General features: G+C 29.0%; 24 protein-coding genes and 1 pseudogene. 22 read left to right on the top strand and 3 right to left on the bottom strand.

Features of this window, described 5'->3' with window-relative positions:
• Window positions 1-176 precede the first annotated feature (176 nt).
• On the bottom strand, window positions 177-1,529 hold the full coding sequence (gene dnaA, locus B5S50_RS10930; RefSeq protein ID WP_065078778.1) for a chromosomal replication initiator protein DnaA: 1,353 nt from the start codon (window positions 1,527-1,529) through the stop codon (window positions 177-179).
• A gap of 597 nt (window positions 1,530-2,126) precedes the next feature.
• On the opposite strand from dnaA, the gene rpmH reads away from it, so the two are divergent.
• The 13 genes from rpmH to B5S50_RS10865 all read left to right on the top strand — a co-directional run bounded on the left by rpmH (window position 2,127) and on the right by B5S50_RS10865 (window position 11,818).
• Window positions 2,127-2,261 carry a 50S ribosomal protein L34 gene (gene rpmH, locus B5S50_RS10925; RefSeq protein WP_013240860.1) on the top strand — a complete coding sequence of 45 codons (135 nt, stop codon included), beginning with the start codon at window positions 2,127-2,129 and terminating at the stop codon, window positions 2,259-2,261.
• A gap of 51 nt (window positions 2,262-2,312) precedes the next feature.
• Window positions 2,313-2,648, top strand: coding sequence for a ribonuclease P protein component (rnpA, locus tag B5S50_RS10920; RefSeq protein ID WP_065078777.1), 336 nt, complete (start codon window positions 2,313-2,315; stop codon window positions 2,646-2,648).
• Window positions 2,645-2,854 (top strand): membrane protein insertion efficiency factor YidD, encoded by a 210-nt coding sequence (gene yidD, locus B5S50_RS10915; RefSeq protein ID WP_065078776.1) that lies wholly within the window; start codon window positions 2,645-2,647, stop codon window positions 2,852-2,854. The genes rnpA and yidD overlap by 4 nt, the downstream gene beginning before the upstream one ends.
• A gap of 20 nt (window positions 2,855-2,874) precedes the next feature.
• On the top strand, window positions 2,875-3,531 hold the full coding sequence (locus B5S50_RS10910) for a membrane protein insertase YidC (RefSeq protein ID WP_065078775.1): 657 nt from the start codon (window positions 2,875-2,877) through the stop codon (window positions 3,529-3,531).
• 16 nt (window positions 3,532-3,547) lie between these two features.
• Window positions 3,548-4,174: an RNA-binding cell elongation regulator Jag/EloR gene (jag, locus tag B5S50_RS10905; RefSeq protein ID WP_065078774.1), complete on the top strand. Its 627-nt coding sequence runs from the start codon at window positions 3,548-3,550 to the stop codon at window positions 4,172-4,174.
• Window positions 4,175-4,317: 143 nt separating this feature from the next.
• Window positions 4,318-5,697, top strand: coding sequence for a tRNA uridine-5-carboxymethylaminomethyl(34) synthesis GTPase MnmE (mnmE, locus tag B5S50_RS10900; protein ID WP_065078773.1), 1,380 nt, complete (start codon window positions 4,318-4,320; stop codon window positions 5,695-5,697).
• A 10-nt stretch (window positions 5,698-5,707) separates the two neighbouring features.
• Entirely contained in the window at window positions 5,708-7,594 is a 1,887-nt protein-coding gene (gene mnmG, locus B5S50_RS10895) for a tRNA uridine-5-carboxymethylaminomethyl(34) synthesis enzyme MnmG (protein ID WP_065078772.1), read from the top strand.
• 25 nt (window positions 7,595-7,619) lie between these two features.
• Window positions 7,620-8,333 (top strand): 16S rRNA (guanine(527)-N(7))-methyltransferase RsmG, encoded by a 714-nt coding sequence (gene rsmG / locus B5S50_RS10890; RefSeq protein ID WP_065078771.1) that lies wholly within the window; start codon window positions 7,620-7,622, stop codon window positions 8,331-8,333.
• A gap of 99 nt (window positions 8,334-8,432) precedes the next feature.
• Entirely contained in the window at window positions 8,433-9,206 is a 774-nt protein-coding gene (gene noc / locus B5S50_RS10885; protein ID WP_217301832.1) for a nucleoid occlusion protein, read from the top strand.
• 133 nt (window positions 9,207-9,339) lie between these two features.
• Window positions 9,340-10,107, top strand: a complete 768-nt coding sequence (locus tag B5S50_RS10880; protein WP_065078769.1) for a ParA family protein — start codon at window positions 9,340-9,342, stop codon at window positions 10,105-10,107.
• Between the two features lie 7 nt (window positions 10,108-10,114).
• The gene (locus B5S50_RS10875; protein WP_065078768.1) at window positions 10,115-10,975 is read left to right on the top strand and encodes a ParB/RepB/Spo0J family partition protein; all 861 of its coding nucleotides are present in this window, start codon (window positions 10,115-10,117) and stop codon (window positions 10,973-10,975) included.
• 52 nt (window positions 10,976-11,027) lie between these two features.
• Window positions 11,028-11,531, top strand: coding sequence for a DUF4446 family protein (locus tag B5S50_RS10870; RefSeq protein ID WP_065078767.1), 504 nt, complete (start codon window positions 11,028-11,030; stop codon window positions 11,529-11,531).
• Between the two features lie 56 nt (window positions 11,532-11,587).
• Complete coding sequence (locus tag B5S50_RS10865; RefSeq protein WP_065078766.1) at window positions 11,588-11,818, top strand: YkuS family protein; 231 nt, start codon at window positions 11,588-11,590, stop codon at window positions 11,816-11,818.
• Between the two features lie 13 nt (window positions 11,819-11,831).
• Here the strand turns inward: B5S50_RS10865 and yyaC are convergent, their stop codons facing one another.
• Window positions 11,832-12,419, bottom strand: a complete 588-nt coding sequence (gene yyaC, locus B5S50_RS10860; protein ID WP_065078765.1) for a spore protease YyaC — start codon at window positions 12,417-12,419, stop codon at window positions 11,832-11,834.
• Between the two features lie 78 nt (window positions 12,420-12,497).
• Window positions 12,498-13,553 carry a sporulation integral membrane protein YtvI gene (gene ytvI, locus B5S50_RS10855; RefSeq protein WP_065078764.1) on the bottom strand — a complete coding sequence of 352 codons (1,056 nt, stop codon included), beginning with the start codon at window positions 13,551-13,553 and terminating at the stop codon, window positions 12,498-12,500.
• 177 nt (window positions 13,554-13,730) lie between these two features.
• Between ytvI and B5S50_RS10850 the strand changes: the two are divergent.
• From B5S50_RS10850 to B5S50_RS10810, 9 genes and pseudogenes are all read left to right on the top strand, one after another.
• Window positions 13,731-15,075, top strand: a pseudogene (locus B5S50_RS10850) (transposase).
• Between the two features lie 613 nt (window positions 15,076-15,688).
• Window positions 15,689-15,940 (top strand): DUF3343 domain-containing protein, encoded by a 252-nt coding sequence (locus B5S50_RS10845; RefSeq protein ID WP_065078763.1) that lies wholly within the window; start codon window positions 15,689-15,691, stop codon window positions 15,938-15,940.
• A 15-nt stretch (window positions 15,941-15,955) separates the two neighbouring features.
• A complete protein-coding gene (locus B5S50_RS10840; RefSeq protein WP_217301830.1) occupies window positions 15,956-16,846 on the top strand; it encodes a mechanosensitive ion channel family protein in 891 nt (296 codons plus the stop codon).
• 3 nt (window positions 16,847-16,849) lie between these two features.
• Entirely contained in the window at window positions 16,850-17,062 is a 213-nt protein-coding gene (locus B5S50_RS10835; RefSeq protein ID WP_065078761.1) for a DUF951 domain-containing protein, read from the top strand.
• Window positions 17,063-17,166: 104 nt separating this feature from the next.
• Complete coding sequence (gene rpsF, locus B5S50_RS10830) at window positions 17,167-17,454, top strand: 30S ribosomal protein S6 (protein ID WP_063557096.1); 288 nt, start codon at window positions 17,167-17,169, stop codon at window positions 17,452-17,454.
• A 12-nt stretch (window positions 17,455-17,466) separates the two neighbouring features.
• Complete coding sequence (locus B5S50_RS10825; RefSeq protein WP_013240841.1) at window positions 17,467-17,907, top strand: single-stranded DNA-binding protein; 441 nt, start codon at window positions 17,467-17,469, stop codon at window positions 17,905-17,907.
• 21 nt (window positions 17,908-17,928) lie between these two features.
• Window positions 17,929-18,186, top strand: a complete 258-nt coding sequence (gene rpsR / locus B5S50_RS10820) for a 30S ribosomal protein S18 (RefSeq protein ID WP_013240840.1) — start codon at window positions 17,929-17,931, stop codon at window positions 18,184-18,186.
• A gap of 163 nt (window positions 18,187-18,349) precedes the next feature.
• Entirely contained in the window at window positions 18,350-18,667 is a 318-nt protein-coding gene (locus tag B5S50_RS10815; protein WP_013240839.1) for a MazG-like family protein, read from the top strand.
• 11 nt (window positions 18,668-18,678) lie between these two features.
• Window positions 18,679-19,665: a YybS family protein gene (locus B5S50_RS10810; protein ID WP_065078760.1), complete on the top strand. Its 987-nt coding sequence runs from the start codon at window positions 18,679-18,681 to the stop codon at window positions 19,663-19,665.
• Window positions 19,666-19,681: the final 16 nt, after the last annotated feature.

Below are 19,681 nucleotides of genomic sequence, written 5' to 3'. Positions count from 1 at the left end.
GGGCTGTGATTATGTGGATAACCTTTGAATGCGTTGATACTGAATAAAAAAATGCGAAAAATAATTGTGGATAAGTAATTGATAAAAATTGACGTTATCCACATAATTAGAAAAAAATATATTAATATTTTTAATGCACAGTGTTATTGCTAAATAATATTAACAGTTGTTGATAATTAATTTTGATTTAGTCGTTTCGTTAAATCGCCTATAGCATTTTGAAGACTTTCATCCTGTTTTAAATTAGTTGATATTTTTTCATAGGCATGTATTACGGTAGTATGATCTCTTCCACCAAATTCTTCTCCGATTTTTGGCAAAGACATATCTGTAAGTTTTCTGCACAAGTACATAGCTATTTGTCTTGGAAAAGCTATATTTCTTGTTCTTCTTGCAGATTTTAAATCATCTACTTTTAAGTTATAATAGTTTGCAACTACGTCTTGTATTAAGTCTATGGTAACTTGTTTTGATTGTTTGCTTGAAATTATATCTTTTAATGCCTCTACTGCCAAATCTATACTTATTTCTTTATTTGTAAGTGAGGAGAAAGCAACTATTCTTATTAGAGCACCTTCAAGTTCTCTAATGTTGGATTTAATTTGGGTAGCTATATACACCATTACTTCATTAGGGATATTTAAATTTTCAACGTCTGCCTTCTTTTTTAATATGGCCATTCTAGTTTCAAAATCTGGTGCTTGAATGTCTGCTATAAGTCCCCATTCAAACCTAGATCTAAGTCTATCTTCTAATGTAGGTATTTCTTTTGGTGGTCTATCACTAGATAAAATTATTTGTTTATTAGCTTCGTATAATGCATTAAAGGTATGAAAAAATTCTTCTTGGGTTCTTTCCTTACCTGCTATAAATTGTATATCATCTATTAAGAGTACATCTATATTTCTATATTTATTTCTAAACTCTACATTTTTATCATCTTTTATTGAATTTATAAGTTCGTTTGTAAATTTTTCAGATGAAACGTATACTACTTTAGATTTGCTATTATTGTTTAATATGTAGTGTCCTATAGCATGCATTAAATGAGTTTTGCCTAATCCTACGCCTCCGTATATGAATAGAGGATTATATGCTTTTGAAGGTGATTCAGCTACAGCAAGTGAAGCTGCATGAGCGAATCTATTACTATTACCTATAACGAAGGAATCAAAAGTATATTTTGGATTTAGCATGGTTGACATTTCATCATTTACCAATACGGAATTTTTATTGTGCCTTTTATTAGTGCTGTCTAATGTTAAAGCTTCTTCTGATTCAGAGGCAATTAAAAATTTAATGTTGTATTTTTTTGAAGTAATTAATTTTAGAGCATTAGCTATTAAATTTTTATATTTACTAGTTAATATGCCTTTAGTAAGGTCATTTGGTACACTTAATATGAAGGTGTCATTTTCAATAGATACAGGAGTAATACTTTTAATCCATGTGTTAAAGCTTACTTCAGTAATTTCACCATTTATTATGTTTAAAGATTGTTCCCATATTTCTTTTGGATGGGCATTCATTTTGTATCCTCCAGTCTTAGAAAAATAATTCACAACATATTTACATGATTATAAACGTCATTATATTTTCTTGACATATGTTTATAAAAATATTCACATGTTTATAAATATGTTTATATCTCTTAAATAAAAAAAGTTATAAACAATAGCCGTAAAATAAATATTAACATTATCTACAATGAATAATGTTAGTAAAATAGTTAAAAATGTATAAATGAATAGGAAGTTTATATAAAATTAAACAACTTATGCACATTTTTATCCACAACTGTGGATAAGTTATATATTTTTAAAGTTATTAACAGGTCTCTATTTATAATATCAAAACCTAACTACCTATTCAAGAAGTTATCCACAAAAACCGATAAAAAATATTAACAGGTAATGTTTTTTATCCATTTTTGTAGTCTTTATTTTGTATTGACATTGTAACTTAGTGAATATATAATTTAATAGTAAAACTTTAGGATTTATAATTAGGTGGATTGATTGCTTTTATAAATGTTAGTTTACATGAGAGTAATGTATTTATTGCGCTCCATATATAATAAGTAAAGAAAAAATAAATGCTAAATTGGAAAGGAGTTGTGTTATAGTATGTGGATGACTTATCAACCAAAAAAGAAACAAAGAAAAAGAGAGCATGGTTTTAGAAAAAGAATGAGAACTTTGTCAGGAAGAAATGTTATTAGAAGAAGAAGACAAAAAGGTAGAAAGAGATTAACAGCATAAGGGCCGCTTTTGTGGCCTTTTTCTGCAAGCAGAAAAAAGGAGCAAAAACATATGAATGTTTACAGAATAAAAAAGAATGCAGAATTTAGGGCTGTGTATAGAAGAGGAAAATCTTTTTCTAATAATCTATTAGTATTATATATTTACAGAAATAAAAAGGGTATAAATAGATTAGGTATATCAGTGAGTAAGAAAGTAGGAAAGAGTGTTATTAGAAATAGAATTAAAAGATTAATCAAAGAGAATTTTAGGTTGAATATTGAAGACATAAAAGTTGGATATGATTTAGTATTTATAGCTAGGAATTTGTCAAATGGTAAAAGTTATATAGAAATAGAGAATTCCATGAAAAATTTAATTAAAAAAGCAGGTTTGTATAATAAATGAAAAAATTTTTAATTTTTTTAGTTAAATTGTATATGAAATATATATCACCTTTGAAGGGTCCATGTTGTAGATTTTCCCCTACTTGTTCACAATATACAGTAGAAGCATTGCAGAAATATGGTACTATAAAAGGTGGATTTATGTCTATAAAGAGAATATTGAGGTGCAATCCATTTTGCAAGGGAGGATATGACCCAGTTAAATAAATTTCGGGAGGTTTAATATTTTGCAATATCTAAATAATGCTTTTGTTCAGTTTTTTGAGTTTTTACATCATAGTGTAACTTCCGTCATACCTAATCAGAATATGTCTTATGGTATCGCAATAATTTTAATGACTATAATAATTAGAATTATAATACTTCCACTAGGTATAAAACAAGCAAGATCTTCACTTATAATGAATGAAATTCAGCCAGAGGTAAAAAAGCTACAAGAGAAATATAAAAAAGATCCTCAAAAAGCACAGCAAGAAATGATGAAATTATATAAAGAAAAAGGAGCAAGTCCTTTTAGTGGATGTTTACCACTTCTAATTCAATGGCCTATTCTAATAGCTCTCTATTATGTTTTTAACAATCTATCAGGAATAAATGGCGTTAGTTTTTTGTGGATAGGTGATTTAGCTAAAACGGATATATTCCTTGCTATTTTATCTGGCATAACTACTTTCTTATCAGGATATCTAATGATGTCAGGTAATAGCGAACAAGCAAAGCAGGCAAAGACAATGAATATAGGAATGTCTATATTCATGGTATTTATGAGTATAAAGTTTAAAGCAGCTTTAGTACTTTATTGGGTTGTTAGTAATTTAATTCAAATAGCGCAAACTGTTGTTTTGAAAAAGATTGAAATGAAAAAGGGAAATATTAAGGCTTAGGGGGTGGCCATGTGTTATGGATTTTATAGAAACGACTGGGAAGACAGTAGAGGATGCATTTAAAACTGCACTTTCTGAATTAAAAGTTGAAGAAAATAAAGTGAAAATGGAAGTTTTAGATGAAGGCAATAAAGGTTTTTTTAATATTATAGGAACGAGGCCAGCCAAAATAAGAGTTACGGTTAAGAGAGATTATATAAATGAAGCTAAAACATTTTTGAAAAGTATTTTAGATAAAATTAAGGTAGAGGCTGAAATAGAAATAAAGGAAGACAAAAATGGTATAAAGATATACTTAACTGGTCAAGAAATGGGAATACTTATAGGATATAGGGGAGAAACGTTAGATGCACTTCAGTATCTTGTAAGTCTTGTAATAAATAAAAATCATGATACAGAATATAAGAGAGTTGTTTTAGACACAGAAAATTATAGATTTAAAAGAGAAGAAACACTAAAGAGACTTGCTAGAAGAGTAGCTGAAAAGGTTAAGAGGACAGGTAGAATAATTAAGTTAGAACCAATGAATCCTTACGAGAGAAGAATAATTCATTCTGCCCTTCAAAATAATATTTATGTGAATACATATAGCGAAGGTCAGGAACCCTTTAGAAGAGTTGTAGTGGATTTAAAGAAAGCCTAAAGGCTTTCTTTTTTACATTTAGAAAAATAAATTGGAGATACAAAATAATTATTTTTCACAAAATAATTTTAGATATTAGCTAGAGTTAGATTATCTTATGTGTAGAGGTATACTTATAAATTATATTTTGAGGAAGTGAAATAATGAAAGAGTTTGATACAATAGCAGCTGTAGCTACGGTTTTAGGTGAAGGTGGCATATCGATTATAAGGATTTCAGGCTGTGATTCACTTAAAATAGTTAATAGTATATTTAAAGGAAAAAATAATAGAAATTTAATTGATATGAAGCCTTATTCTATGAGATATGGTTATATAGTAGAAAAAAGTACCGGTGAATTATTAGATGAAGTACTTGTTAGTTTTATGAAGTCTCCTAAAAGTTATACTTCAGAAGATACAGTTGAAATAAATTGTCATGGTGGAGTTGTGGCAACTAAGAAAGTACTTGAGGAAGTTATTAAATCTGGAGCTAGAATTGCGGAGCCAGGAGAGTTTACAAAGAGAGCATTTTTGAATGGAAGGATAGATTTAAGTCAGGCGGAAGCGGTAATTGATATAATTAGAGCAAAAACTGAACTTTCGATGAAGTCAGCTGTACAGCAGTCTACAGGTAAGATTTCTAAAGAAATTAATGTACTTAGAGAAAAGCTTTTGGAAGTAATTGCACATATTGAAGCTACAGTTGACTATCCTGAAGAGGACTTAGAAGAAATGACATCAGAGAAGGTTTCCATGAGATTACAGGAAATATTGGACGAAATAAATCGCATATTAAGCACTGCAGAAGAAGGTAAGATAGTCAGAGATGGATTGAATACAGTAATTGTAGGAAAACCTAATGTAGGTAAGTCTTCACTTTTAAATTCTTTAATTAGAGAAAATAGGGCAATAGTTACAGATGTACCAGGTACAACAAGGGATGTCATAGAGGAATATATGAATATAGATGGAATTCCTATAAAGGTAATTGATACTGCAGGAATAAGGGAAACAGAGGATTTGGTAGAAAAAATTGGCGTAGAGAGATCTAAACAAAAGATAGATGAAGCTGATTTAGTCATATTAATGCTGGATTCAAGTGAAGAATTGGATGATGAAGATAAAGAGATTATGAATTATGTAAAAGATAAAAAATATATAATTCTATTAAATAAAATTGATATAAATGATAAAATAAATTTAGACGACATTTGTAATTTAGATTCCAGTTGTATAATAAAAACTTCAATAAAGACAGGTAAAGGATTGGATAAGATAAAAACATGTATTAAAGACTTGTTTTTTAAAGGTGAGGTTAAACCAGGAGATTTATTTATAACTAATGCAAGACATAAGGAAGGACTTATAAGAGCTAAAGAAAGTTGTATTGAAGCTTTAGGAGCATTAAAGAATACGTCTGCTATAGATTTGGCATCTATAGATATAAGAAATGCATGGAATAATCTTGGCAAAATAACTGGAGACACCTTAGAAGAAGATATAATTGATAAAATATTTTCACAATTTTGTTTAGGAAAGTAGGTAGTTAAAATTGGAGTATTTTTCAGAAAAATATGATGTAATAGTTGTAGGAGCAGGTCATGCAGGTTGTGAAGCAGGACTTGCAGCTGCTAGAATGGGTTGTAAGACTTTAGTGTGTACAATGAATTTAGATAGTGTAGGATTTATGCCTTGTAATCCTAATGTTGGTGGAACTGCTAAAGGGCATTTAGTAAGGGAAATAGATGCTTTAGGTGGAGAGATGGGCGTAAACATTGATCATACTTTTATACAGTCAAGAATGCTCAATACTTCTAAAGGGCCAGCAGTACATTCACTTAGGGCTCAGGCTGATAAGAAAAACTATTCAGTTAGAATGAAAGAAGTACTTGAAAAACAAAGTAACTTGTCTTTAAGACAAATAGAAGTACTAAGTATAAGAACAGATGATAACGGAAAAGTATGTGGTGTATTAACTAAAAATGGAGCATATTTTAAAACGAAAACTGTGGTCTTGGCTACAGGAACTTATCTAAAGGGTAAAGTTATAATAGGAGACGTAAGTTATAGTTCGGGGCCAAATGGATTTATGCCTGCTAATGACCTTTCTCAAAGTTTGCTTGATCTTGGTATAGAACTTAGAAGGTTTAAAACTGGTACTCCAGCTAGAGTAAATAAGCGAAGTGTTGATTTTTCAAAAATGATAGAACAACCAGGTGATAAGAAAATAGTTCCTTTTTCTTTTATGAGTGGAAATTTAAATAGAAGCCAAATATCTTGTTATTTAACGTATACTACAGAGAATACTTTAAAAGTAATAAGAGATAATATAAATAGATCTCCACTTTATAATGGTTCTATTAAATCTGTAGGTCCTAGGTACTGTCCTTCAATAGAAGATAAAGTAATGAGATTTCCAGATAAGGAAAAGCATCAGATATTTATAGAGCCTGAAGGTGAAAATACGGACGAACTATATGTAGATGGGGCATCTACTTCTATGCCAGAAGATGTGCAGATTGCTATGTATAGAACTATAGCTGGACTTGAAAATGTAGAGTTTTTAAGAACAGGTTATGCTATTGAATATGATTGTATAAATCCAACGCAACTAAAACTTTCACTAGAATTTAAAAAAGTTGAAGGATTGTTTGGGGCAGGTCAGTTAAATGGAAGTTCAGGATATGAGGAAGCTGCTTCTCAGGGAATAATTGCAGGTATAAATGCTGCTCTTAAATCGCAAGGCAAGTTACCTCTTATTTTAAAGAGATCAGATGGATATATAGGTGTTTTAGTAGATGACTTAGTTACAAAGGGAACTCAGGAGCCTTACAGAATGATGACGTCACGAGCAGAGTATAGGTTGATACTGAGACAAGATAATGCAGATTTGAGGCTTACGGAACTTGGACATAAAATAGGACTTGTTAGCGAAGAAAGATATGAAAAATATTTAAAAAGAAAAAGTGACATTGAGAAAGAGGTTGAAAGAATAAAAGATATTCACATAACGCCTAAAAAAGAAGTAGTTGATTTTTTAAATTCTATAGGTTCTTCTGAATTGAAGAAAACTACAAGTTTGTATGAGCTTATTAAAAGACCAGAACTTGACTATTTTAAGGTGCAACCACTTGATGTAGATAGACCAGAGCTTGGAGAAGATATTCAGGAAGAAGTTAATATTATTTCCAAATACGAGGGGTATATTGAAAAACAGTTAGAACAAGTAAGTCAATTTAAAAAATTTGAAAATAAAATTATACCTGAAGACATAGACTATGATAAGATAAATGGATTGAGAATAGAAGCTACACAAAAGTTGAAAAAGATAAGACCTATGAGTGTAGGTCAGGCTTCTAGAATTTCAGGAGTTTCTCCAGCAGATATTTCTGTTTTACTGATTTATATGGAGAAAAAATATAGAGAAAAGGATCTGTAAATGAAGGTAGATTGGAGAACTAAATATGCAATATTTTAAAATTATAGATACTGCATGTAAAGATGTAGGACTAGAATTTGATGAAGAAAAGTATAATAAATTTATAAAATATAAGGATATATTAAAATTTTGGAATAACAAAATTAATCTTACTACTATAGTAGAAGATGAAGATATAATAAAAAAACACTTTATAGATTGTGTAAAAATATTTAAATTTTCACCATTAAGAGATATTTCTAATATTATTGATATAGGAACAGGAGCTGGATTTCCAGGTATACCTATGAAGATAGTTAATCCGCAAATAAAAGTAGTACTTTTGGATTCACTAAATAAGAGGATAAACTTTCTGAATCAAGTTATATCAGATATTGAATTAAGCGATATAAAATGTATACACGGAAGAGCAGAAGATTTTTCTAAAGATACTGAGTATAGAGAAAAATTTGATGCAGCAGTTTCAAGGGCAGTGGCAAATTTAACTGTTCTAAGCGAATTTTGTATTCCTTATATAAAATTAGGAGGATATTTTGTGGCTATGAAAGGTCCATCTGTTGAGGATGAGATTAAGGAAAGTAAAAAAGCTGTTAGTATTTTAGGTGGGAAAATAGAGGATATAATAAAAATAGAAAATGATGATCTTAATCATAATTTAGTCGTAATAAAAAAAATTAAGAGAACACCGAATATGTATCCAAGAAAAGCAGGTATGGTTTCTAAAAAACCACTAAAATAAATGTAATAATTTGTAGAATGAAAATTATATAAATTAGAAGGATTTTATAAAACGGTGAAGAAATGTTAATAATAGGAAACATAAGAGGGATGGTTAAATATGCAAAAGAACGTTAATTATATACCCGTAGATTTAATTTTACCTAATGTATATCAACCAAGAAAATATTTTAATGAAGAAAGTTTAGAAGAGTTAGCTCAATCTATAAGTTCATATGGAATAGTTCAACCACTGTCAGTAAGAAAATTAGGTGAAAATAAATATGAATTAGTTGCTGGAGAAAGAAGACTGAGAGCAGCAAAAAAGGCAGGGCTTACTGAAGTTCCTGTAATAATAGTAGATATAAGTGATAAAGAATCTGCTGCAATTGCACTTTTAGAAAATTTGCAGAGGGAAAATTTAAATTTTTTAGAAGAAGCAGAAGCATACTATAATTTAATAAAAGATCATTCTTATACTCAAGAGAAACTAGCTGAAACTATAGGAAAAAAACAATCTACTATTGCAAATAAGATTAGACTTCTTAGACTTGATAAAGAAATTAGAATTATGTTACTAGAGAATAACTTAACTGAAAGGCATGCAAGAGCTTTATTAAAACTTCCAACATTGGAGATTCAGAAAAAAATATTAAAAATTGTAATTAAGAAATCTTTGAATGTAAAAAAAACGGAAGAGCTTATCAATAAAGAATTGGACAAGCTTACTAGTAATAAAAAAAATAAAAGAAAGAAAATAAAAGGAATATTTTCTCCTAAAGTATATATAAATACAATTAAACAGATTTTTGATAAATATGGATTGAATGCAAAGTATACTTCAGAGGATTCAGACGACGAGGTTCAGATTATAATTACTATTCCTAAAAAATAAAATGTTTCACATGAAACATTTTATTTTTTTATAAGAATTTAAGTAGTAATTAACAATAAAAACTCTTTTATTCTTTTAAATAAAAATATATAATTAGAAGATGAATATATAAAACTGGAAGGAGGAAATTTAGATGAAGGTAATATCCATATTTAATCAAAAGGGTGGAGTCGGTAAAACTACTACTTGTATCAATTTAAGTGCTTATTTGGCTATGCAAGGATATAAAATATTGAATATAGATATTGATCCTCAAGGTAACACTACTAGCGGATTGGGAATTGATAAGGAAAATTTAGAGGTTTCCACATATGATATATTAACTTCAGACATTGAAATAGATAATGTTATAAAAAAATGTGAATTGATAGATAATTTTTCTATAGTTCCATCAACTATAGAATTAGCTGGAGCTGAAGTGGAATTAATAAATAAAGAAAATAGAGAAAATATATTAAAGAACAAATTGAAAAAGTTAACTCCTAAATTTGATTTTGTATTTATAGATTGTCCTCCGTCTTTGGGACTTTTGACTATAAACGCACTTACAGCATCAAATAGTGTGATTATACCTATTCAATGCGAATTTTATGCTTTGGAAGGTGTTGGACAACTAATTAACACAGTACAATTGATAACAGAATCATTAAATAGGAATTTAAAAATTGAAGGGGTTATTATGAGTATGTGTGATGGGAGAACTAATCTATCTACTCAAGTGATTTCAGAAGTAAAAAAATATTTTAAAGATAAAGTATATAAAAGTACCATACCTAGAAATATAAGATTAGCTGAAGCTCCTAGTTTTGGACTACCTATAGTACTTTATGATGATAAATGTAAAGGTGCTAAAGCTTATGAAAGATTAACTAAAGAATTTTTGCATAGGCAAAAGGAGTGAGTGAGGTTTGAATAAAAAATATGGATTAGGTAAAGGACTTAGAGCGTTGATACCTGAAAATGCGTTGGAAGAGAAATTAGAAAGTAAAAAGGATACAATACTTATTGATATTGACTTAATAAGTGCAAATAAAACTCAACCTAGGAAAAACTTTGATGAACAAAAAATATTACAGCTTTCTCAATCAATACAAGAGCATGGTATAATACAACCACTTATACTTAATAAAACAGGAGATGATGTATATAGCATAGTTGCAGGTGAGAGAAGATGGAGAGCTGCAAAATTAGCTAATATTAAAGAAGTGCCTGCAATCATAATGAATTTATCTGATAAGGAAATTCTAGAAATTTCCCTTATAGAAAATATACAGAGGCAAGATTTAAATCCAATAGAAGAGGCTTTAGCTTATAAAAGATTAATTAATGATTTTAATTTAACTCAAGAAGAATTGAGTGTAAAGATAGGTAAATCTAGGACTGCAATTACTAATTGTATGAGACTTTTGAATTTAGACAGCAGAGTTCAAGAATATATAATAGATGGAGTTATTACAGAAGGCCATGGTAGAGCACTCTTAGGTGTGGGAGATGGGGAACTACAATATAAATTAGCACAAAATGTAATAGATGAAAATCTAACAGTTAGAGATATAGAAAAAATTATTAAAAATCTAAATTCTAGTAAGGCAGCTAAGAATGATAATATAAAAAAAGCAAATCCCTATTATGTAGATATAAGAGAAAAACTAGAAGATTTATTTGGCACTAAGGTTTCACTAATGGATAAAAAAAATAAAGGAAAAATACAAATAGAATATTATTCTCAAGAAGATTTGCAGAGAATATTAGATATACTAAAAATTTGATAAGTCTTGTTTAAATGTTTCATGTGAAACATTTTTATGAAAGGAGAAAGATATGCAAAACATTATTAACTTAATAGGAAGTTTACAACCTTATATTATAATTGGATTAGCTGTATTAGTATTGATATTGTTAATTATGAATATGGTGATTTTTACATCTTTAAGCAGATTGGAAAAAAGATATAGAAAAATCATGAGAGGTTCAAACAATAAGAATTTAGAAGAACTTATTGTAGGTTACTTAGATAATATAGATGATGTAAAAGAACAATCTAAAGACATGAAAGAACTTTACAATAGCTTAAATTTAAAAATAAAGGACTGCATCCAAAAAATATCCATTATAAGATACAGGGCTTTTGAGGATGTAGGAAGTGACTTGAGTTTTTCAATTGCACTGCTGGATGGAAAAAATGATGGTGTAATAATTACAGGAATATATGGAAGAGATGAAAGTACTACTTATGCAAAACCTATTGATAGTGGAATGTCAAGATATGAGTTATCTCAAGAAGAAAAACAAGTTTTAGAAGAATGTGTAAATAAGAAAATATAATAACTTACATAAAGAACCTCCTTAAGGGAAAATTATCTTTTAAGGAGGTTCTTTATATGAAAATATATGTTACTAAAAATCTAAGTTATATAAGTGATGAATTGAAAAAAAGAGGATATATAATAGTAACAGATGATTCAGATACTAAATATGATGTTATAATTTGCAAGTTAAAAGATAATGGACTTGCAAATTTAAATATAAAAAATAAAGATATTTTGATAATTGATTTAGGAAAAAAGAATATAGAAGAAATAGAGTATATACTTAGGGATAGAGTATTTTAGTATAAATAGAACATTAAGCTTCTATATTTTGAAAAAAACTTGTATTTTTTTTACCACCAATAGTTTTTAATATGGAATGATATAATCCTTTAGAAATTGTGTCTGCAAGTTGCATAACAGTAAACAAACGGGTGTTTTGTAAGACCATAAATTCCATGGCTCCGCAGATATTTACGATACCTGTTATACTTAAATCTCCTACTTGTGGTAATGATTTTTTCATTGCAGATCCAGGGGTAAGAGGCTTTGTTTCTATTATTATTTTGCCTACATCTTGAATAGTGCCAAGGCAAGCATCAATTGCTATTATAAAAGGTTTGTTGTATTTAGAATTTATTTCAGTTATAATATCTTTAAGATTTTTTGCATGTACTGGATATTGTAAATTACCATATAGTTCAACTCTATTTCTCATTAAAAACTTCAATTTATCTCCTACTATTGGACCTAAACTATCTCCGGTAGACCGATCTGTTCCTATACAAAGTATTACTATAGTTCTACCGGATTTAACAACTGGATATATTTCATCACTTATTTTATCTCTTAAAGTGTATACGGAATTTCTAGATGTGGAATCTAACGTTAATTTTTTAATCATAAGAAAACCTCCTATATTATGATTTTTGCCATATGGAGGTTAATTATACGTATATTTTACATTTTTTATTATAAAACTTTACAGCATGTCTAATTTATGAAATATATTAAAGAATACAACTAAAAATATGCAAAATATTATTCCTATAAGTCCGTCTGCTTTTAAACCTATAAATAATGATGCTAGTACAGCTACAGGATGTATACCAAGAGATGAGGAAACTATTTTAGGCTCTATAATTTGTCTTATAACTGAAACCAAAATATAAGATATGATTAATCCTGTACAGATAATGTAGTTATTAAATATCGCCAGATAAATAATAGCGAGAGGTAAATATATAGCACCAATTCCTATAATAGGAAGCAAATCTGCTATAGCACAAGTTATACTGAGGATTAAGGCATATTTAATTTTAAACAGTGAAAATACTATGAGTGTTTCCAAAAAAGTTATTAAAATTATTACAATATAGGATAGCATGTAATTTTCCAACATCCGTTTACTTTCATTATATATTTTTAATATCTTATCTGTTTTGTTTTGCGGTATCAAAGTATTCATGCTTATTTTAGAAGAAGTCATATCTCTAGTAAAAAAGTATGTGGCAAGTAGTGTGAAAAATATTACCATTAATATGTAAGGAATTGTAGTCAATAGATTTATTAAAGAAGAAACTAATTTACCTGAAACAGTTACTGCTATATTTGACAATTTAGTAATAAAATTTGTAAAGTTTTTTTCTAAAGTATTTATTATATAAGGGTCTAAGTTATTATAGTATTTTTGTAATTTATAAAAAGAGTTATAAACATTATCAGAATTCCTAGAAATATATAGCTGAGTGCTTTTACCCAATTGTATGGCTTCTTGTGTAACTACCGTTATTCCAAATGACAATACTGTTATTATTATGGTAAAAAATATTATAGTAGTAATTAAAGAGGATAGTGCATTGCTGATTCTAAGTTTTCTCGAAATAAAAAGAGTAGGTCTTTTTAGTATTAGAGCAAAAACAAAAGCTAAAACAAATGGCAATGTGTAATTAAGCGTACTGAAGAACACTAAAAAAGTTATAGTATAAAGTATAATAAATAAACTAATTCTATTTATTTTGTTTATCAATTCATTCACGATTTAAGAGACTCCTTTCCTGATCTTTCCTAATTTAGGCGTTTGCGAAACGCTACAACCCGTATAAATGCGGTGTATTTTTTGTTACAAAACAAAATAACTCCTCACTGATTTATGGTAAAATTGAATTGCAAAGAAACAAAATCACCATATACCTCAGAAAGGAGTTATATATTTATGATACCATATAAACAGCTTTCTTTGGCAGATATTTTTTCTGATTGCAAAGAAAAATTTGAAAATAACAAGCCTCAGTTTCTTTCTTTACTTGAAAATACTATTAACCTTGATGATTTAATCCCTGCTTCCTTCATAAATCATTTTTATGCTTCTACTGGAAGGCCCCGTAAATACAGTCTTTACGCCATGCTCCGTGCTTTGATTTTGCAGCACATTTTTTCTATTCCTACGGATTCCCTTTTGATTATTTTTCTTAAATATTCTCAAGAGTTAAGGGATTTCTGCGGTTTCCTTAAAGTCCCTGATGCTTCTAAATTCACACGTTTTAAACAGGATTTTATTCTGGACTTACAATTGATATTTGATAATCTCGTTGATATTACTGAACCAATATGCCAGCAAATTGACCCCAAACTTGCTTCTATGACTATTTTTGATACTTCTGGTATCGAAGCTTTTGTTACTGAAAACAACCCTAAGTATGCTAACCGCATCATAAAACAGCTTAAGACTTTTAAGAAAGTACATGCTTTAGATGATTCTTATGATCCTTATAAAGCTGCCTATGGTTCTATGCCTCCACACGCTTCAGCTAATCCGGCCATTCAGCAAATGTACATTAACGGTCATTTTTGCTATGCTTTTAAATTTGGCATTGTAACCAACGGACTTGGTATTGTAAGAGATATTTCATTTTACAATCAGGATTTTCTAAAAGCACATCCTGATATTGTTATTGAGAAAAAATCTGATTCACCGGATGAAGATAAATCTCTTGCTGATTCTAAAGCTCTTATACCTGTTCTTATGGATTTCTTTGCAAAACATCCTTTGATAAATCCAAAAATCTTTTTAGGTGATGCTGCTTTTGACAGCATTCTGATTTATCGATACCTTTTGCATGATTTGAAATTTGAAAAGGCATTCATTCCATTAAAAACTAAACTTGCATCAAAAGAATTCGACTGCCCTTTAAATGAAAATGGTATTCCATGCTGTCCTTATGACCATTCGCTTCCAATGAAACGAGAAGGCAGTAAAACACACTTACGTTCTGGAATTCCATCAATGAAATTCGTATGTCCCAAAATGAAATGGGTATACAATAAAAAAACTAAAAAGAGCAAACGTGTAACTCTATGTGAAAATCCATGTACAAAATCTTCTTGCGGCAGAATGTTTTACATTTATCCTGAAAAGAATCTTCGTGCATATCCTGGAACTACTCGTGGAACTCTCCAATGGGAAAACACTTATAAAATCAGGACTGCTGTCGAGAAAAACATCAACCATTTCAAAGGCAGTTATTGCGTTGCGGATCGTAAGACACAAAATGAGCTAACGCTTCATTCTGACTTACTTCTAGCCGGTATAACTCAGCTAATAACAGTTATTGTAGCAAATAAAATACATAAAAATGAATATATTAGAAGCCTAAAACCATTAATTGCATAAATTTTATTTGTAAAAAATAGAAACCCAACTTTGCTTTATTTCGTGCGCCCTTTTTTATCAATATGGCTATTTCAAATCATAAAAATTTGTCTTTAAACTTCTAACAATACTTTTGCAACTTCTAAACATCTTTTATTCATTTTTATTAGCGAGTTTCGCAATTACCTATCTTTCCTAATTAATAAATTAAATAAAACATATTTTTTATGTTTATATGAAAAATAAAATGTGTTTTGTTATATAATTATATTGTTGGGTACATAGATTTTACAATTTTAAGATAAATTATTAGTTAAGTTTATATGATATATCCATAAAAAACATATTTCTGATATAATGGTATATAAAAAATAAGCATTGGTTTTAAAGAATTTTATTAAAATTATGCACTAAAAGTAAATCTTTATACAATAATTATAAAGTAATCTAGAGTTGTTGTATATAACATAATAGTAAAATTTTACAAGGAGGTTCAGGTTTAATAAACTGAGATTATAATTATGAAAGAATATTATGTAGTAACTTTTAAAAATACTCACGGAGCTATAAATGGAGAAAAAATTTTAAAAGAACAGGGAGTAGACGTAAATATAATGCCTACACCAATAGTTATAACTAAAAGCTGTGGTATAAGTATAAAAATTGACAGTAAGGATATAGATACAGTAAAAAGTTTGATAAATGAAGAAAAGTTAACTATTAAAAATATTTATGAAAGAAGTAATTTAGGATATAAGCAAATTTGCTTATAATTCTGGAGGTAGAACATGAAAGAAAGTGGTGTTTTTTCTTTTCTTAAAGTTGGTATGTCTGGAGATAATATTAGTATAGGCAAATTATCCATATCCACACAAGCTATGTATAATTTTATTTGGATAATTATTAAAGTGATATTTATACTTATAGTTATGTATCTCATCGTTAAACTAGGAAACAAAATAATAAATAGATATGTTTCAAGACAGAAAAATTTTAAAATTTCATTGAATGATAAAAGAGCTAAAACTATAGGAGCTATTTTAAAAAGTGTATTAAGGTATTCAGTATACTTTTTTGGAATATTTACAATAATTACAGTTATATCACCTAAAGTAGGTGTAACTGGCTTAACTTTTGCAGGAATAGGAGGTGTGGCTGTTGGATTAGGTGCTCAAAGTATTATAAAAGACATTATAAATGGTTTTTTTATATTATTTGAGGATCAATTTTCCGTAGGAGACTACATAAGTATAGATGATAAAAGTGGCATTGTAGAGAGTATGGAGCTTAGAGTTACTAAAATAAGGGATTTTAATGGAGATCTTCATATAATACCTAATGGACTTATTTCAAAAGTAACCAATCATTCTAAGGGGAGCATAAGAATTACAGTAGATGTGGAAATTTCTTATGATGAAGATATTCAAAAAGTCATAGAAATAATGACACAATTATGTGAGGATTTTGCTAAAGAAAATAGTTCCATTACCCAAGCACCTGCTGTTCAGGGAATAACAAATATAAAAGATAACAGAGTAACCATTAGAGTAGCTGGTAAGGCTAAGGCTATGACGCAGTGGGATATGGAGATGAAACTTAGAAGGGAAATAGGAGAAATTTTAAAAAAGGAAAACATAAAAACTCCTTATTTAGTAATAAAAAATTTAAAGGGGGAATAGTACATGAAAAAAGTTTATTACATTGGTGATGTAGTTGAAATGAAGAAAGGACATCCTTGCGGTAGTAATGAGTGGGAAGTAATAAGACTTGGGGCAGATATAAAGATTAAGTGTTGTGGATGTGGAAGAATAGTTATGCTTCCACGAAGTAAATTTGAGAAAAGTGTAAAAAAAATAATTAAGCAAAATTCACCTGATGAAAAAGAGATACAATAATTAAAAAAATTAATTGATTTAATATTAAAAAAGTAGTAAAATGAATAACTGTAGTCCCTGCTGTGAAATCACAGCCATTAGCCCAAAGGGAGGAGGTGGAATCAATGAATAAGTATGAAACTATATTTATATTACAGCCATCATTAGACGAAGAAGCTTGCAAAGCTAACATAGAAAAGTTTAAGGGTGTAATAGAAAATGGTGGAGGAGTAATAGAAAACGTTGATATTTGGGGTAAGAGAAAACTTGCCTATGAAATAAACAAAGTTAACGAAGGATATTATACCTTAATAAATTTTAATGCTGATCCTAAATTACCAAAAGAGTTAGACAGAGTATTCAGGATTACAGATACAGTTATAAGACATATAATAGTAAAGGATGAAAAATAGGTGGTGTTTTGATTGAATAAGGTTGTTTTAATTGGAAGATTAACCAAAGATCCAGAATTGAGATTTACACCAGGAAATGGTACAGCAGTTACCACTTTTACTATAGCCGTTGATAGGAGATTTTCTAAGGATGGACAAAAAGAAGCGGATTTTATCCCTATAGTTGTATGGGGAAAACAAGCTGAATCTACTGCAAATTATATGAGTAAAGGAAAACTTATAGGTATTAGTGGTAGAATCCAGACTAGAAATTATGAAGCTAAAGACGGTACTAGAAGATATGTTACTGAGGTTATTGCAGAAGAAGTTCAATTCCTAGAATGGGGAGAGAAATCTGCAAAGAACTCATATAATCAAACTTCATCTGAAAATTTTGGAAAAACTCAAAACTTTGATGAGAATATTTATGGAGAGGATATTACTCCAGTAGATGATGGAGATATACCTTTTTAAAAGTAAGGAGGGGAAAGCATTATGGCAAATAATAGAGAAGGCGGAAGAAGAAATTCCGGCAAAATGAGAAGAGCTAAGAGAAAGGTTTGTGCTTTTTGTATGGACAAATCTGAATTTATAGATTATAAAGATATAAATAAATTAAGAAAATATGTTACAGAAAGAGGAAAGATCCTTCCAAGGAGAATTTCTGGAAACTGTGCAAAACATCAAAGAGAACTTACAGTAGCTATAAAGAGAGCTAGAAACATAGCTTTACTGCCATTTACAACAGAGTAGTTTATAAAGTGAAGAATTTTTATTCTTCACTTTTTTTAAATTATATTTAGTTTTTTACTATAGATTTAATTTATGTACGATTTGGCAGCATAATCAATGTTAATTTATTGCATAAAGCTATGAAAGCAACTAAAATATAATTAAAGGCTAGGAGGATGATTGTATGAAAAAAGAAAATTTCAACATAATGTATAATGTTAAGATAATAGAAGATTTAAAAGCTAATCTTTTATGTATAGTAGCAGATTTTTTTAAATTGCTTACAAGAGGCAGTAATGTAGCACAAGAATCCATACTAGACTGTATTTCCGGGGGAATAATAGTATTATATTTACTTGCAGAGAGGCTTGGCTATTCACATAAATCAGTAGATCAAACTATGAAAAAGAAATTGAAAATTGGTATAATTGAAGAAGACAAAATAGAAAAGGATGGCAAAGATTTAAGTAAACTATATAGTTATCTCAAAGAAAGGGAATAATGGAGGTAAAAATGCAGAATAAGACATATAACACAAGAGCCCTAGCAGAAGCAGGGCTTACCATAGCACTTACAGTAATAATAATGCTTGTAAACATATATGTACCTATAGTTTCCGTAGTTGCTAATTTTATAGTACCAATACCTATAACGATTTTGTATATTAGGCATAATTATAAGGTTACTTTGATTTCTGTAATAGCTAGTGGTATATTTATAGCAATGTTTTATAATCCTATATATGCAATATCTTCAATAATAATGGTTGGATTTACAGGAGTTGCACTAGGATATTGTGTAAAAAATAAAAAAAGTTTTGGAACTACAATTATCTTTCTTTCTATAGCAATGGCTTTAGGAACAACAATTTATACGACTATATACATAGTTTTAATGAGTAATGATGGAATATATGGTTTTGTAAGTAAAATAGTGCAAAATTTCAACCAATCCATGGAGATAAGTAAAAGTATTTATCAGCAGGCAGGCGTATCCAGCAGTCAATTGGCATCTATAGAAGATTTAGTTAAGATGTTTACACCAGAATATATTATGAGACTTATTCCAGGAGTAATTATAGCTAGTTCAGTTATTTTGGCATATCTAAATTACACAATAACAAGGGCTGTGCTTAAAAAGTTAAAATATGAAGTTAATGAAGCAAAACCTTTTAATCAATGGTATATGAATACAAGAATAGGAACATTAGTTGGTGTTACACTTGTTTTAGGAATATTATTTAACAGAAACAACATGGCAATTGGACAGTATTTAATTAATTCTTCAGGACTTATACTTGAACTTGTATTTTTACTAGATGGAGTATCATTGGTTACATACTATCTTATGAATAGGTATAAGGTATCTAAAAAAATTATTGTCTTGATTATAGTATTTACAGTTATGACTAAGCTGTCCCTAGTGTATGGCTTGGCTGGATTTATAGACATGGTATTTGACTTTAGGAAACTAGACCCTTATAGAAAATTGAAAAAATAGTAACTGGGGGCTCATT

This window comes from Clostridium sp. 001 (genome assembly GCF_019056555.1).
GTDB classification, from domain to species: domain Bacteria; phylum Bacillota; class Clostridia; order Clostridiales; family Clostridiaceae; genus Clostridium_B; species Clostridium_B ragsdalei.
Note: the sequence above shows the minus strand (reverse complement) of the source record. Positions and strands in the feature narration are given on the sequence as shown.

Bases quoted from the DNA above. Each gene is read 5' to 3' on its own strand.
- dnaA (WP_065078778.1), bottom strand. From the start codon at position 1,529: ATGAATGCCCATCCAAAAGAAATATGGGAACAATCTTTAAACATAATA.
- rpmH (WP_013240860.1), top strand. From the start codon at position 2,127: ATGTGGATGACTTATCAACCAAAAAAGAAACAAAGAAAAAGAGAGCAT.
- rnpA (WP_065078777.1), top strand. From the start codon at position 2,313: ATGAATGTTTACAGAATAAAAAAGAATGCAGAATTTAGGGCTGTGTAT.
- yidD (WP_065078776.1), top strand. From the start codon at position 2,645: ATGAAAAAATTTTTAATTTTTTTAGTTAAATTGTATATGAAATATATA.
- jag (WP_065078774.1), top strand. From the start codon at position 3,548: ATGGATTTTATAGAAACGACTGGGAAGACAGTAGAGGATGCATTTAAA.
- mnmE (WP_065078773.1), top strand. From the start codon at position 4,318: ATGAAAGAGTTTGATACAATAGCAGCTGTAGCTACGGTTTTAGGTGAA.
- rsmG (WP_065078771.1), top strand. From the start codon at position 7,620: ATGCAATATTTTAAAATTATAGATACTGCATGTAAAGATGTAGGACTA.
- noc (WP_217301832.1), top strand. From the start codon at position 8,433: ATGCAAAAGAACGTTAATTATATACCCGTAGATTTAATTTTACCTAAT.
- B5S50_RS10880 (WP_065078769.1), top strand. From the start codon at position 9,340: ATGAAGGTAATATCCATATTTAATCAAAAGGGTGGAGTCGGTAAAACT.
- B5S50_RS10870 (WP_065078767.1), top strand. From the start codon at position 11,028: ATGCAAAACATTATTAACTTAATAGGAAGTTTACAACCTTATATTATA.
- B5S50_RS10865 (WP_065078766.1), top strand. From the start codon at position 11,588: ATGAAAATATATGTTACTAAAAATCTAAGTTATATAAGTGATGAATTG.
- yyaC (WP_065078765.1), bottom strand. From the start codon at position 12,419: ATGATTAAAAAATTAACGTTAGATTCCACATCTAGAAATTCCGTATAC.
- B5S50_RS10845 (WP_065078763.1), top strand. From the start codon at position 15,689: ATGAAAGAATATTATGTAGTAACTTTTAAAAATACTCACGGAGCTATA.
- B5S50_RS10840 (WP_217301830.1), top strand. From the start codon at position 15,956: ATGAAAGAAAGTGGTGTTTTTTCTTTTCTTAAAGTTGGTATGTCTGGA.
- B5S50_RS10835 (WP_065078761.1), top strand. From the start codon at position 16,850: ATGAAAAAAGTTTATTACATTGGTGATGTAGTTGAAATGAAGAAAGGA.
- rpsF (WP_063557096.1), top strand. From the start codon at position 17,167: ATGAATAAGTATGAAACTATATTTATATTACAGCCATCATTAGACGAA.
- rpsR (WP_013240840.1), top strand. From the start codon at position 17,929: ATGGCAAATAATAGAGAAGGCGGAAGAAGAAATTCCGGCAAAATGAGA.
- B5S50_RS10815 (WP_013240839.1), top strand. From the start codon at position 18,350: ATGAAAAAAGAAAATTTCAACATAATGTATAATGTTAAGATAATAGAA.
- B5S50_RS10810 (WP_065078760.1), top strand. From the start codon at position 18,679: ATGCAGAATAAGACATATAACACAAGAGCCCTAGCAGAAGCAGGGCTT.